General features: G+C 63.4%; 12 protein-coding genes. 9 read left to right on the top strand and 3 right to left on the bottom strand.

Annotated features, from left to right (window positions below):
- Window positions 1-119 precede the first annotated feature (119 nt).
- A complete protein-coding gene (panB, locus tag QKW60_RS10930; protein WP_282368745.1) occupies window positions 120-947 on the top strand; it encodes a 3-methyl-2-oxobutanoate hydroxymethyltransferase in 828 nt (275 codons plus the stop codon).
- Window positions 944-1,783, top strand: a complete 840-nt coding sequence (gene panC / locus QKW60_RS10935; protein WP_282368746.1) for a pantoate--beta-alanine ligase — start codon at window positions 944-946, stop codon at window positions 1,781-1,783. The genes panB and panC overlap by 4 nt, the downstream gene beginning before the upstream one ends.
- Before the next feature lie 80 nt (window positions 1,784-1,863).
- Here panC and QKW60_RS10940 read toward each other — a convergent pair whose 3' ends face one another.
- A complete protein-coding gene (locus QKW60_RS10940; RefSeq protein WP_282368748.1) occupies window positions 1,864-3,150 on the bottom strand; it encodes an acetylornithine deacetylase/succinyl-diaminopimelate desuccinylase family protein in 1,287 nt (428 codons plus the stop codon).
- A 171-nt stretch (window positions 3,151-3,321) separates the two neighbouring features.
- Here QKW60_RS10940 and QKW60_RS10945 point away from each other — a divergent pair, with 171 nt between their 5' ends.
- The 3 genes from QKW60_RS10945 (at window position 3,322) to QKW60_RS10955 (ending at window position 7,536) form a co-directional block, all read left to right on the top strand.
- Window positions 3,322-4,398 carry a GumC domain-containing protein gene (locus tag QKW60_RS10945; RefSeq protein ID WP_282368750.1) on the top strand — a complete coding sequence of 359 codons (1,077 nt, stop codon included), beginning with the start codon at window positions 3,322-3,324 and terminating at the stop codon, window positions 4,396-4,398.
- Entirely contained in the window at window positions 4,399-5,526 is a 1,128-nt protein-coding gene (locus QKW60_RS10950; RefSeq protein ID WP_282368752.1) for a hypothetical protein, read from the top strand.
- Window positions 5,527-5,595: 69 nt separating this feature from the next.
- Window positions 5,596-7,536 (top strand): AAA family ATPase, encoded by a 1,941-nt coding sequence (locus QKW60_RS10955; protein ID WP_282368754.1) that lies wholly within the window; start codon window positions 5,596-5,598, stop codon window positions 7,534-7,536.
- A gap of 193 nt (window positions 7,537-7,729) precedes the next feature.
- Here QKW60_RS10955 and QKW60_RS10960 read toward each other — a convergent pair whose 3' ends face one another.
- A complete protein-coding gene (locus QKW60_RS10960) occupies window positions 7,730-7,873 on the bottom strand; it encodes a hypothetical protein (RefSeq protein WP_282368756.1) in 144 nt (47 codons plus the stop codon).
- Between the two features lie 86 nt (window positions 7,874-7,959).
- Here QKW60_RS10960 and QKW60_RS10965 point away from each other — a divergent pair, with 86 nt between their 5' ends.
- Genes QKW60_RS10965 through QKW60_RS10980 form a run of 4 tightly spaced genes read left to right on the top strand, consistent with a single transcriptional unit; the run spans window position 7,960 to window position 10,752 of the window.
- Window positions 7,960-8,412 (top strand): endonuclease domain-containing protein, encoded by a 453-nt coding sequence (locus tag QKW60_RS10965; protein WP_282368758.1) that lies wholly within the window; start codon window positions 7,960-7,962, stop codon window positions 8,410-8,412.
- Entirely contained in the window at window positions 8,409-9,794 is a 1,386-nt protein-coding gene (locus QKW60_RS10970; protein WP_282368760.1) for a DUF6638 family protein, read from the top strand. Before QKW60_RS10965 ends, QKW60_RS10970 begins: the two co-directional genes overlap by 4 nt.
- Entirely contained in the window at window positions 9,791-10,060 is a 270-nt protein-coding gene (locus QKW60_RS10975) for a hypothetical protein (RefSeq protein ID WP_282368761.1), read from the top strand. Before QKW60_RS10970 ends, QKW60_RS10975 begins: the two co-directional genes overlap by 4 nt.
- Before the next feature lie 17 nt (window positions 10,061-10,077).
- Entirely contained in the window at window positions 10,078-10,752 is a 675-nt protein-coding gene (locus QKW60_RS10980; protein WP_282368763.1) for a DUF1523 family protein, read from the top strand.
- 11 nt (window positions 10,753-10,763) lie between these two features.
- Here the strand turns inward: QKW60_RS10980 and QKW60_RS10985 are convergent, their stop codons facing one another.
- The gene (locus QKW60_RS10985) at window positions 10,764-13,430 is read right to left on the bottom strand and encodes a phosphoenolpyruvate carboxylase (RefSeq protein WP_282368764.1); all 2,667 of its coding nucleotides are present in this window, start codon (window positions 13,428-13,430) and stop codon (window positions 10,764-10,766) included.
- Window positions 13,431-13,432 lie beyond the last annotated feature (2 nt).

The following is a 13,432-nucleotide window of genomic DNA, read 5'->3' on the forward strand; positions in this document are numbered from 1 at the left end:
ATGGGGCACAAGCCTTTGCTGGACCCGCTCGACGGGCGGCGTATAGTAGCGCGAACACGAAGCTGGAAATGATGCTGCGTTGCGGCTATCCTTTTTCTGCGACTGCGAAGGAGGGCGGTATGAGTGCGACGGGTGAAGTGAAGCGGCCGGTTCCGCCCGATATCAGGGCGCGTAAGGGCGGCACGCCACTGGTGGTCCTGACCGCCTATACGACGCCGGTCGCCCGGCTTGTCGATCCACATTGCGATATCGTCCTTGTCGGCGACAGCCTTGGAATGGTGATCCATGGCCTGCCCTCGACGCTGGGCGTGACGATGGAGATGATGATCCTGCATGGTCAGGCGGTCGCACGCGGCACGTCGAAGTCGATGCTCGTCATCGACATGCCTTTCGGCTCGTATGAGGAAGGGCCGGAACAGGCCTTCCGCAATGCTGCGCGGCTGATGGTGGAAACCGGCGCTGCGGCCGTCAAGCTTGAGGGCGGCGTGCACATGGAGGAAACCATCGCCTTCCTCACCGCGCGCGGCATTCCGGTCATGGCTCATATCGGACTGACGCCGCAGGCGGTGAATACTTTGGGCGGTTATCGCGTGCAGGGGCGCGGCGAGGATGCGGCACGCATCCGCCGTGATGCCGAGGCGGTTACGCGGGCCGGGGCGTTTTCCGTGGTTCTGGAAAAGGTGCCCGACGCGTTGGCGCGTGAGATCACGCAGGCCATCGACATTCCGACCATCGGTATCGGTGCCTCGGCAGATTGCGACGGTCAGGTGCTGGTGGTCGACGATATGCTGGGGCTCTTCACCGCCTTCCGGCCGAAATTCGTGAAACGCTATGCCGAACTCGGCGAAGAAGCCGACCGTGCCATCGCCGCCTATGCGGCCGAGGTCCGGGCGCGGACCTTCCCGGCGCCCGAACATGTCTTCGGCGACAAGGCCCCTGGCAAATGACCGACGTGATCCGGAGCGCAGAAGCTCTGCGCGAGAAGGTGGCGGGCTGGAATCGCGCAGGCGCGCTGGTGGGTGTTGTGCCGACGATGGGCGCATTGCATGATGGGCATCTGAGCCTCGCCCGCGCCGCGCGCAAGCAATCCGACCGGGTGATCGTGACGATCTTCGTCAATCCGATGCAGTTCAATAATCCCGAAGACCTGAAGAAATACCCGCGTGACGAGGCGCACGATCTGGCGCTCTTGGAGGCGGACGGGGTCGATGTGCTTTTCGCGCCCGGCCCGGAAGAGGTCTATCCCAATGGCTTTGCCTCCAAGGTCTCGGTGTCGGGCGTATCCGAACCGATGGAGGGCGCGTTCCGCCCCGGCCATTTCGATGGTGTGGCGACAGTGGTGACCAAGCTTTTTGGCATGACGCAGGCAGGGCGGGCGTTCTTTGGCGAGAAGGACTGGCAACAGGTGCAGGTCGTGCAACGGCTTGTGCGCGACCTCAATATCCCGACCCGGATCATTCCCTGCGCGACGATCCGCGAGGAAGACGGGCTCGCCATGTCCTCGCGCAATGTGCGGCTGACGGCGGCAGAGCGTGCCATCGCCCCGGCGCTTCACCGGGAAATGCAGACGGCAGCCGCGGCGATCCGGGGTGGGGCCTCTGCCGATGCCGCGCTTGGTGCGGCACGGAAGGCGATCCTGGCGGCGGGGTTCGCTTCGGTCGAGTATCTCGACCTGCGCGACGCCGAAACGTTGGAGACCGTGACCAGCCTCGATCGTCCGGCCCGGCTTCTCGCTGCGGCGATGCTGGGCGAGGTCAGGCTTATCGACAATATCGCGGTTTAAAGTATGTCCGGGCCTTGCGGCCCGGACCCGCGGGGGGCGCTGCCCCCCGTACCCCCCGGAGTATTTTGGCCAAGAAGAAGTCAGGTCGCGAGAAGGTCGGCAAGGACCAGCGCCATGACGCGGGCCGCGTCTTCCATGTCCTGAATGCCGATCCATTCGTCGGGCTGATGGGCCAGGTCGAGGATGCCGGGCCCATAGGCGATGCAGTTCTTCAGACGCCCGATCCGGTCGATATGTTTCTGGTCATAGGTGCCGGGAGAAACGACATAGTCTGCCTGCCGCCCCAGAACACGCTCGATGGCCGCTGCCGTCGTGCTGACAACCGGCGCGTCCCGTTCCGTCATCACCGGCTGAACTTCGAACAGGTCGCGGATCTCGTAGTCGAAGGACGGGCGCGCGGCCTTCACCCGCTCCATCAGCGCCGCGACTTCGCGTTTGACCCCGGCCAGATCCTCCTCGATCAGGAAGCGCCGGTCGATGGTGATGCGGCAGCGGTCAGGGACGCAAGGCGCGGGCAGGCCGGTATAGTCCTCGGCCTGCTCGGCCGCGCCGCCATGGATCGCGTTGATGTTCAGCGAGGGTTGCCGGGCGCCACCCGGAATGACCGGCATCTCGGTGCGCTTCGTGGCGAGAAGCGGGAAGAGCACCGCCTCCATCTCGGCCAGAACCGCCCACATGTGACGGACCGCGCAATCGCCGAGAAAGGGCATGGAGCCATGGGCGATCCGCCCCTTCGTCTCGATCTCGGCCCACCAGACGCCGCGATGGCCAAGGCAGATGCGGTCCTTGTGCAGGGGTTCGGGGATAATGACATGCTGCACGCGTTCGGGCGCGAACCAGCCCTGTTCGGCAAGGTAGGCGACGCCGCCAAAGCCCCCCGATTCCTCATCCGCCGTGGCGCTGATCTCTATCGCACCGCGATAGTTGGGGCAGGCGGCGATGAAGGCCTCGGCCGCGATGATCGACGCGGCCAGGCCCCCCTTCATGTCGCAGTCCCCCCGCCCGTAAATGCGGTCGCCCTCCAGCTCCGCCCCGAAGGGATCGCGGGTCCAGCCATGGCCTGCCTCGACCACGTCATGATGCGAATTGAAATGCACGCAGTCCCCCGCGCCGCCGCCCTCGGCCCTTGCGACGAGGTTCCAGCGGGGATGCGCGGGCGCATCGCCAAGCGCACCCTCGGCGCGGACCAGGTCCACCCTGAATCCCGCGCGCCCGAGCCTCTCGGCAAGGTATTCGCAGATCTCCAGATAATTCCGCCCCGGCGGATTGACCGTCGGGATGCGGATCAGGTCCTGCGTCAGCCGGACCAGATCACCGCGGCGGGCGGCGATCTCGGCGAACAGGCGGGCGGTCAGATCGGCGGGCATGACGCAAGGCTAGCCCCGCTGTCCCCCATGCCGCAACGACAATTCGGCGGACAGATATTGCGGGATGACGCCGCGTTTGGTTTTTGCGATAACGATTTCGACAACCGGGGGGATGACAAAAGACCCGAGCATCCCCATCATTGTAAATAGGTTTAACATCAGGGAGCGCCCATGTCCGATTTCGATGCCCAGATTCTTGAAAGCCAGAAACAGGTCGCCGATGCGCAGGCCAAGATTTCGGAACTGACGAGCCGGATCGAAACCGCGCGCAATAAGCTCAAGACCGGCGACGACGTGTCCATAGATATCGAGAATGCGACGCTCGATGACGTCCATGCCCATGCCGAGATCATGAACGCGAATATCGCCGAACTGATCATGGGGCTCGACGATGTCACGGCTGGCTTCTCGAAAGATTTCGACGAGATGCGCAACAAGACGGGCTGGGAAAGCTTCGTCGGCATCTTCTCCAAGGGCAAGTCGGAATCGATGCGGCAGGAACGCCTGCGCGGCGCGTCGATCGACGACAAGCTGCAGGATCTGATCGGCAAGTCCGACGTGATCGTGAAACTCTTGGAAGGCCAGCTCAACGTCCTCAACCAGCACAAGGACAAGGTCGAGGCGAACCTGACCGAGACCCTGTCGGAGCGCGAGGTGACGGTGAGCACGCTGGAAGGTTTGCGCGCCGATATCCAGAAACTCGACCCGGAGATCATCAAGATTGAAAACGCGATCAGCGTCGAACAGGATGCGGCGAAGCGCACGCAGCTGGAAAGCCAGCTAGCCGAGTTGAACAAGCGCTACAACGCGATGGTGCAGGATGAGCAGGTGAAGCTCGCCAAATCCCAGACGCTGGAGCGCTATATCGAGAAGGGCAAGACCTGGGTGGACTCCCTGCAAAATCAGGCCGCGACCCAGATGGTGCTGATCAACAAGCTGCAGACCGATACCAAGCAGCGGGTCGTGCTTTATGACGCGCTGACGAAAAGCTTGAAGACCGCGCAGCAGCAGGATGTGGCCCACAAGATCAACGAGATCGGGGTCAAGACCGATCAGGAGGCTCAGGCGGCCATGGCCGGGATCGGGGTCGCGACCAACACCCGCATGGCCGAGATGATGGAGGCGCATGAGGACCAGATGGTCTTTGCCCGCAAGGTGCTGGAGCAGAAGGCCAAGGCCGACGAGCGCTTCGCCCGGCGGTTCCAAGAGATCGTCGAGAAGCATGACAAGAACCTGTATGGTGGGTAAGTGCCCGAACTTGACCTGACCACCGACCACAAGGCGCTCGATGACGACCTTGCCGCGCGGCGCTATTTCGCCAAGTTCGAGGGGATCACCCGCCGCCTGACCGGGGTCGCGGAGGAGATGGAGAAGGACCGCGCCTTTTCCGCCATGGACAGCGATGTGCTGGAGGGTTACGTCCGCGCCATTGCCGCGACCTTCAAGGCGCTCAGCCTGAAATACCTCGTCTCGGGCCGGCTCGACGGGATCGGGCAGAAGCATCTGACCATCGACCTGCATGAAAGCGGATTTCCGATCTTTCAGGAACTGGTGACGATGGCCAACGATACCGCGCAGGCGGCGCGGCATCTCGACGGCATGCCAGACGCCGCAAAGCTGAAGGACGAGATGATCCGCCAGATCGTCGGCGAGCGCGTTGTGCCGACGCGGCTGCAATATGCGATGTCGCAGCGGCTTTATTACGAGGCCCTGCAGAAGGGCGGGCTTTACTTCCCCCAGATGCATCCGCAGGCGCAGTGGATCGCCGATGTCTCGGGCGGGCGGCGCGGATATCTGGTGCATTGGGGTGTCTATGACAGCCAGTTGAACGTCCCCGTCATCTATCTGATGGAGGTGGTGGATTCGGGCCGCAAGGCGCTGCCCCTCGACGAACGCCGCTGGCCCGCCGCACAGGCGCATCTGATGGCGCAGTCGGTGGGGGGGCTGAAGCTGATCACCATCGCCAAGGGGTTTGACACCGATTTCGACGACCTGCACCCCAAGCGGCTGAGGCGGCTGCATCTGGGACCGATGTATTCCAGCGCCTTCACGCTCCAGACCGGGCCGATCCGCGAGGTACTGGAAGAGGCGAAATCGCCCAAGGGCGAGGACTGGGCGCTCGCCTGGACCATGGAAGAGCTGGAAAGCGAACGTGTCGAGGTCGAGAAGGGCTGGTTCACCGATATCGAACGCGAGGTCTTCAAGCTCGACCCGTTCTCCGGCCGCGGGGTGGAGACGGGGGCGACGCGGGTGACGCGGTCGCTGATCCTGCCGCAAAGACCATTTCAGGTTCTGGCCGAGAAGGACCCCGCCGGGTTCCGCGACATGCGGAAATTCGTGGTCGGCAAGGAGGGCAGGGTGCTGGTTTACGGATAGCGGCCGGGGGTTTCACACCCCCGGACCCCCGTGGAGTATTTTTGCAATGAAGAAGCATAAGGGAATTCGATGAGCGCGCCGCAGAATGAGATGGAATTGAAGGAAGAGGAAATCCGGGCGCACTACATGGCGGCGACCGAGATGCTGATGGGCGTCGATCACGCCCCGCGTCTGGCGCAGCCGAAGCTGACGGTGACGGGGCCGGAAAAATCGCCCGACGTGGCGGCGATGCAGCGGCGCTTCCGGTCCACGACGCCCGGCCTCGTGACCCGGTCGATGGCCCGGACCGAGGGCGTGCGGCTGATCGACCGGATGGCGACGACCGATGACGATGATCCGCTGACATCCCCCCTGCAGGCGGCGGCGGCCCATGCGCTTCGCCGGTCCTTGTCGATCGCGCTGGCGATGGGCGAGGCGTTTTCGGGTCAGACCGGCCTCGTCGAACTGAAGAAGGCCAATCTCGAGAACCGCCTGCCTGCATCGCGGGCGAATGAATTCACCGAATTGCTGACCGCCGAAGCTTTGGTCGTACTGTCGGTCTTCGCCAATGCGACAGCGTTTCTTCTGGCCGAGAAGGCCAGCGAGGTCTCGGTCGAAATCGGCGCGGTGGAGGAGGTGCTGACCGACAACGCGCAACTGGCGCTGCATGGCGCGCTCTGGGAACTGGATCAGGATATCGCGGTCTTTGCCAAGGATGAGGCGACGCTGATCGCCACGATCCTCGCCTATGCCGAACAGCTGATGCAGAAGGTCAAGCTGCGCGCCGCCTCCGCCCCCCGGCTGGAGGCGTTCATCGGCGCCAATTACCGGGTCGAGGCGGACGATTTCCCGATCTCGGGCTTTGAACCGGCGCGAAAAGCGCGGGGTTCCACCCTCGTCATGACCTTCAAGAAGCCGCATGAGGTCGTGGGCAACCATATCGCCAAGTATCAGGCTTTGCGGCTTGCCAAGATGCTGATGGCCTATGATTTCAGCCGCAAGCTGAACCCCTTCGCCGAGATGGGCGGCTTCATCTTCACCTTCATGGGCGACGGCAAGCCGGGGACGGGCAAGACGACGCTCATTCAGATGATGGCGGGGCTTTTGAACGATTACTGCAAGGTCGCGAATTACCCGTTCCGCTACGCCAACCTCTCCATCGACAATGTCGATAGCTATCAGGGCAAGTCGGGGCAGAATGCCAAGGCCTTCATCAACGGGGTGATGGACCCTGCCGTGATCGGCTTCGGCACGGTCGACGATATCGACCAGGTGGCGGGCAAGCGCGGCGACCGGCAGTCGAGCGCCGGGCAGCAGGAAATCACGGCGGTGCTGATGGAGGCCTTTGCCGGGGCGAACACCGTTGTGCGCGGCAACTGCACCTTCGGCATGTTCTCGAACTACCCCGAGAACGTCGATGACGCGCTTCGCCAGCGGGCCGGGGCGCGGTTCCTCGTCGATGGCCCCCAGACGCGTGAGGATTACATCGACATCCTCGCGCTCCTTTTGGGCAAGAACCATGCGATCCCGATGGGCGAGCATGAGCTTTATGCCGCGCAGGAGATCAAGAAGGCGGTAGCGGCCAGTTTCGACGGCCATTCGGTGCCGCATGAGGACGGGCTGAAGGCGGTCTGGCGCGAGGTCGAGGGGCGGATCGGTGCCTTGGATACGATTGCCAAGTTGGGCACCTATCTCAAGGCCATTCAGGAGGCCGACGAACGTTTCACCGGCCGCGCGATCAAGAACATCACCGACGCCGTGAAGGTGCGGGCGATGGATTTCGAACTGCCGGATGAGTGGATGGAGGAACCGGACCTCTTCCTCTTCAAACCCTACGACGAGAAGAAGGCGATGATTTCCGAACTGCGCAAGCCCATCACGGTCGAGATGGTGGTGCAGGAGATCAACCGCTACGCGGATTCGGAATTCCGCTATGCCGACAAGTCCGACGAGGTCGCAATCGAGAATGCGGTGCGCGAGATGGGCCGGATGGAGGAGGCCAAAAGGCGGTATCTGGAGGGGAAGGGGTGATAGAAAGCTGGTATCAGGAACCGACGAACTTTCTCTTGTTCAGCTTGGCATTCTTGGCATCTGGTTGGTGGATGGCGAGAGTCGCGCTTCGCTTGCTTGGGAGGTTTTACTCAAAGTATTTTCTAGCTACGATCCTGAGCGCCGTAGTGCTGTGGGTGTTTGCTGCCCTAGTCTCGCTTGCGTTCCACATATCTCAACAAGCAGGGGTGCTTTCCGCGTTGGCCGCAAACCCATCCGGAGGTGCGGCATACTTCTTTGAAACAGGAGTAGAAATATCAACACTTGGTTTGCTTGGGATACTGGCCAGTTTGTTGGTGAAATGGGTGGCAACGCGCATCGCCTCGTCTTCAGGTAGATAATGATGAGGGTAGTACCCCACGGCGCGGCTAGTCTTGCACCTCCCCTCCCCCTTGTGGGGAGGGGATGGGGGTGGGGGGCTACGTCGTGACTCGCATTGCCGCACATACCCGTGCAAACGCCCGTGAGCTTCGGAAGAACATGACCCCACAGGAGCGGCGACTCTGGCCGAAACTGCGTGAGGTGAACCGGATGCTTGGCACCCATTTTCGCAGACAGGCGCCGGTCGAACCTTACATCGCGGATTTCGCCGAGTTCGGCAGGCGGCTGGTTATCGAGGTCGATGGCGGTGGGCATGGTGGACCGAGGGATCAGGCGCGGGATGCTTGGTTCGAGGCGCAGGGCTTCACGGTCCTGCGGTTCTGGAACAACGAGATTGACGGAAACATGGACGGTGTGATGCAGGTGGTTCTGGATGCGCTGGAGGCGTGCCCCCCACCCCCATCCCCTCCCCACGAGGGGGAGGGGAGGCGCGGAGGAGCTTTTGGTGCGCCATTTGGAAAGGATGCGGAACATTGAAACGCCTTATCGAAAAGGGCCTGATGTTCGGCAATCTCGTGCCCGTCGAGAGCCCGGCGCTGGTCGAGCGCTATAACCGCGCGCTGAAGGCACTGACGGGGAAGGAGACGAAGCTTGCCGATTTCCACATCGACATCTCGGGCTATTCGCCCGAGGTGGGGGATGAACTGGGCGATCACCTTTACCTCAACGCCAATGGCTGCAACCGGCAGTTCATCCTCCTGACCACCGACCAGAAGACCGCGCCGCTTCTCAACGCGAAATTCTCCACCTCGCGCGGCATCCTCACCCGCTTCATCGAGGAGAACGAGGCGCAGCTTTTCACCCTGACCGCCCGCGATGCGGTGGCGGGGGAATTGGAGAACACCGTCTACGACCTGAACGAGCCGAAGCGGCTGTTCGACATCCGCCGCATCACCGTTGTCGCCGATACGACCGGTAATCATGTGGCCGAGGGGCAGAAGCTCTCGGGCCTCATCGACCGCTTCCGGACCGAGGAAGACGCCTGGTGGGATGACGTGCTGATCGGCGAGATGATCCAGCTCGCCGAAAAGACCGGCGATGTGACGCGGAACCCCGTGTCGCTGAAGGCCACCAGCTTTGATCAGGGCAACTTCTGGACCGCGCATTTCGGCGGGCTTTATATCTTCCGCGATGTGGAGCATCCGGCAGCACTTTCCGTCGGGCCGAAGGAGAAGCTCGGTGCGCTGCCGGTCACCTATGTCTTTGACCTGTCCGACCGCAATCAGGTGGCGAAGCTTCTCGACATCAACGACCTTGTGGAGCCGATCCACGAGGCGCGCGGCGCCGATGCCGCTGCGATTCTGCGTCAGAAGATGGATTTCATCGTGGTCGCGGCGGCGGCGGAGCTTGGCCTCGATATCGGCCATGGCTCGCGCCGCGATCTGAGGCAGGCGGCGGCCAGCATGGGGTCGCGGCTGCCCGAGGAGTTCCGGGGGCTCGCGGAACTGCTCAGATGGGTCGAAACCGGCGGCCGCTTCCCGCGCATCACCGCGATGCATCCGGCCTATTTCTACACGCTCCGCGCCAAGCCCCATGCCGACCGCGATCTGGTGAACATGCTTCTGGCAGAGCTTTCGCCCTTGGACGTGCGCCAGCTTTACATCTGCCACAAGGAGCTTTTCTACGACCTCTACCGGTCCTGGCCCGAGGCGAAGAAGGCCTTCGTCGCCGACTACCTCGAACGGGAATACCAGATCGACAAGGCTGGCGCGCGGCGTGACCTCTTCGGGCCCGAGCCGGGCATGGCCGATACCGGGGTGGTGGTCGAAGCCGGACCGTGGAGTCGACGGACCAGCCGCAAAAAGGATATCGTCGATGCCGTCGGCCCCTGGGGGTCTGTCAGGAAGGACCGCAGATGATCGCCTTTGTCCGCCTCGCCGTCTTCGGCCTCATCGCCATGACGATCATGTACTGGCTCCTGTCGGTCTATTCTCGATCGGTGGAACGCGAACGGCTGGAAAAGGAATGGGACGCCGAGCAGGGCGGGGGTGAATCCGCTACCCGCGATGCCTATATCGAGGCCGGTATGAAGAGTTACGAGAAAAGCCTGCGGGCCAAGCTGATCTGGCTGGTCTATGTGGTGCCCACGCTCGCCGTGCTGGTGCTGATCTATCTGACGAACTGAGCCCGGGGGTGGCGGTTATGAAATACGCGAAATGGACGATCCTGACGCTTCTGGCGCTGACCGTGATCGGGTTCTTCCACTACACGCTGCCGCAGCATGACATCGTGCGGGTGGTGAACACCTATCAGGAACGGCAGGACCTGAACGACTGGACCCGCATTTTCTGGTCGAGCCCGGATGATCAGTCCGGCACGCTCGTCAACCGCGATGTGCAGTTCATCCAGACGGTCAAGGCCAACGGCAAGCCGATGGTCTACCGCAATGAGGATACAAGCTGGTCCTGGCCGCCTTACTTCAAGTTCGACACCGCCAACCTGCAGACCGAGGCGGAGGATCTGAAATCAACCGCCGCCGCCCCACAATGGGTCTCTGTCACCCATTACGGCTGGCGCATCGTCTACTTCTCGGCCTTTCCTAATGCGATCTCGATCAAGCCGGTCGACGGGCCGGATGCGACCATCATCCCGTGGTTCAACATCTTCTTCTTCGTTTTCCTTGCTGTGATCCTTCTGGTGCTGCGCCGCATGTGGCTGCAGTTCCGCGAACGCTCCATCGACCCGGTGCTGGAAGATGTGAGCGAAGCCTGGGATGGGGTCGAGGACCGTGCCGACGCCGCCGCTGGCCGCGCGCGGGGAGTCTGGGGCCGGTTCAGGGCCTGGCTCGGGACGTGGAAGGGCAAGCCGCGCCCTTGACCGGCAGCCGGTCAGCCGGTCCAGCCGAGACCGGCGGCGATGCAGTTCATCGATTGCATCAGGGGCACCGTGGTTCGCGCGGCATGACCTGACCGTGCCTCGCCCAGCAATGCCACCTGCATCCGGTTGATCCGGTCCAGCTGCGGCCGGACCCGTTCGAACCGGCCGAGCATCATCGGGAACCGTGCACCGACCTCCTTGCTGCCGGTCAGGAACCGGATCGCGGCGATGGACCGGTCGTATTCCGCCCCGACGGCCCCAAAGATCGCATCGCGGACAGCGTCCTTTTCCACAAGTGAAGCGTAGCGCGCCGCGACCTCCATATCCGTCAGCAACAGCGACTTCTCCACCTCGTCCACAATCAGCCGGAAGAGCTTGTGGCGCGTGAACATCTCGGCCAGAAGCCGGTCGCCCTCGGCCCCGCGCACCTGCCGGAATGAGGCGATGGCACTGCCGAACCCGTACCAGCCGGTCAGAAGATGCCGGTTCTGCGACCAGGCAAAGACCCAGGGAATAGCGCGAAGGTCCGAAAGCCCACCCGCGCCGAACCGCCGCGCGGGGCGCGAGCCGATGCGCAGCATCGCCAGTTCCTCGACCGGGCTCGCCTGCAGGAAATACTGCATGAATTCCGGCCGGTGCAGCAGGTTCGAATACGCCGCCTGGGACATGCCGGCCAGCGCCTCCAGCGCGTCGTCATGTTCGGGGTTCGGAACCGGTTTCACCGTGGCCAGCGAATGCGACAGGACCGAGGCGGCCAGAAGCTCCAGTTGATTGAGCGCGGTGCCGCGATTGGCATATTTCGACGACACGACCTCACCCTGTTCGGTCAGCCGCAGGCGGCCATTGATGGTGCCGAAGGGCTGGGCGGCAATTGCACGTTCGGTGGGCGCCCCGCCCCGGCTGACCGATCCGCCACGGCCATGGAAGAAGACCGGTTGCAGATCGTGCCGCGCCAGCGTTTGCGATATCCGCCTTTGCGCCTTTTCCAATTCCCATGTCGAACAGACGAAACCGCCATCCTTGTTGCTGTCGGAATAGCCGAGCATGACCTCGACCGTCCCCGCATTGCTGCGGATCGAGCGGCGGGCGACCGGAACCGAAAGGAGGTCGTCAAAGACCGCAGGGGCTGCGCGCAGGTCGTCGATCGTCTCGAACAGCGGCACCACGGCGAGGTCGATCTTTTCGGCCCCAAACCCGGCATAGCGTGCCAGCAGGTAAACGCCGAGGATATCGTCGCTGGACCTTGTCATCGACAGGATGAACGGGCCCACCGCATCAGGGTCGTCGCCATGGCGGATCTCGCGCATGAGACCAAGGAGGTTCAGCAACTCATTGGCATTGGCGCTGAGACGCGCGCGGTCGGGCCATGCAAGGTCGGGCAGGGCAATCTCGCGCCTCAGCCGCGCCGACCAGTCGGCACTGCCATAATCCGGCGCCGGGCCGCTCAGCCCCCAGATCTCGGCCAGAACGGCGGTCGTCACTGTCGAGTTCTGGCGGATGTCGAGCGTCATGGTGCGGAAGCCGAAGGCCTCGGCCTGCCATCGGATCGGGCGCACATGCCGCTCCGCCGCCCGGGCCGCGCCGATCTCGATCAGCGCCGCCTCGACCGTGGCGAGGTCGGCGACGAAATCCGTGGCGGCGCGATAAGCGCCCGGCGCGGTGGAAAGGGTCGCCCGGATACGGTCCGCCATGGCGGTCAGGGCCTGACGAAAGACCTCGCCCGGATTGCGCTTTTCAGAGGCTTCGGGCGATGCCCCCCGCGCGATGACTGCGCGGATGCGGGCCTCGGTCGCGGGTGGGATCTTTACGATCAGCGAACTGATGCTGATCCGTGCCGACGCCGCGCCCAGCCCGGCAAGATAGCGTTCCAACACAGCTTTCCGCGCCTGTCCGACAGCCAGACGCGTCATGTCCGTCGTCACATTCGGATTGCCGTCGCGGTCGCCGCCGATCCAGGAATGAAACCGGATGCAGGGCTTTACCTCGCCCGCCTTGCCGAAATGGCTTTCCTTAGCGGTGGCAAAACGTTCGAAGAGTTGCGGCACCGCGTCAAAGACGCTGTCGCGGAAAAACTGCAGGCCCCATTCGATCTCGTCCTTCAGGCTCGGCCGCTCGCGGCGCAATTCGCCGGTCATCCACAGAAGGTCGATTTCGCCCTCGATATCTAACAGCAGGTCCTCGCGCTCGCGCGGGGTCCAGCGCTGGGTTTCAAGCGCCACCAGCAGCCGGTAGATGCGCCGGTGGATTTCCAGTACCGTGACCCGTTTCGCCTCGGTCGGGTGGGCGGTCAGCGTCGGGCCGACCGACAGCCGGTCGGCGAGCGCGGTGAAACTCGCGGCATTCAGCCCCGCCGCATTCTCGGCCAGCACCTTGGCGAAACTGCCCTCGACCGCGGCCGCACCGTCGCGCGCCTCGGTCTGGCGGCGGTCGCGCATGGCGGCATTCTCGTCGATGATCTTCAGCAGCTGGAACCAGATATTGATCGCCTGAAGGCAGGGAATACTGTCCTCGCCCATGGGAAGCGGCGCTTCGCCCGTGTCGATCAGGTCGGCGATCTGTGGCGCGCGGCGGCGGATGACATTCCGCCACAGCGCCCCGAGTTCACGGCGCAGCTCTGCCGCATAGTCCGGCTCGCCGCGCCCGTCTTCTGCCCGCTGCAGGTCCGGTGCGGCGCCCATCG

The sequence above is a fragment of the Albidovulum aestuarii genome, assembly GCF_029961185.1.
In the GTDB taxonomy this organism is placed as follows: domain Bacteria; phylum Pseudomonadota; class Alphaproteobacteria; order Rhodobacterales; family Rhodobacteraceae; genus Albidovulum; species Albidovulum aestuarii.

What these genes read in the sequence shown, in the direction of transcription:
- panC (WP_282368746.1), top strand. Translation starts at nt 944, where the DNA reads ATGACCGACGTGATCCGGAGCGCAGAAGCTCTGCGCGAGAAGGTGGCG.
- panB (WP_282368745.1), top strand. Translation starts at nt 120, where the DNA reads ATGAGTGCGACGGGTGAAGTGAAGCGGCCGGTTCCGCCCGATATCAGG.
- QKW60_RS10985 (WP_282368764.1), bottom strand. Translation starts at nt 13,430, where the DNA reads ATGGGCGCCGCACCGGACCTGCAGCGGGCAGAAGACGGGCGCGGCGAG.
- QKW60_RS10965 (WP_282368758.1), top strand. Translation starts at nt 7,960, where the DNA reads ATGGGGGTGGGGGGCTACGTCGTGACTCGCATTGCCGCACATACCCGT.
- QKW60_RS10940 (WP_282368748.1), bottom strand. Translation starts at nt 3,150, where the DNA reads ATGCCCGCCGATCTGACCGCCCGCCTGTTCGCCGAGATCGCCGCCCGC.
- QKW60_RS10960 (WP_282368756.1), bottom strand. Translation starts at nt 7,873, where the DNA reads ATGCGCGTTGCCACCCATTTCACCAACAAACTGGCCAGTATCCCAAGC.
- QKW60_RS10975 (WP_282368761.1), top strand. Translation starts at nt 9,791, where the DNA reads ATGATCGCCTTTGTCCGCCTCGCCGTCTTCGGCCTCATCGCCATGACG.
- QKW60_RS10945 (WP_282368750.1), top strand. Translation starts at nt 3,322, where the DNA reads ATGTCCGATTTCGATGCCCAGATTCTTGAAAGCCAGAAACAGGTCGCC.
- QKW60_RS10980 (WP_282368763.1), top strand. Translation starts at nt 10,078, where the DNA reads ATGAAATACGCGAAATGGACGATCCTGACGCTTCTGGCGCTGACCGTG.
- QKW60_RS10955 (WP_282368754.1), top strand. Translation starts at nt 5,596, where the DNA reads ATGAGCGCGCCGCAGAATGAGATGGAATTGAAGGAAGAGGAAATCCGG.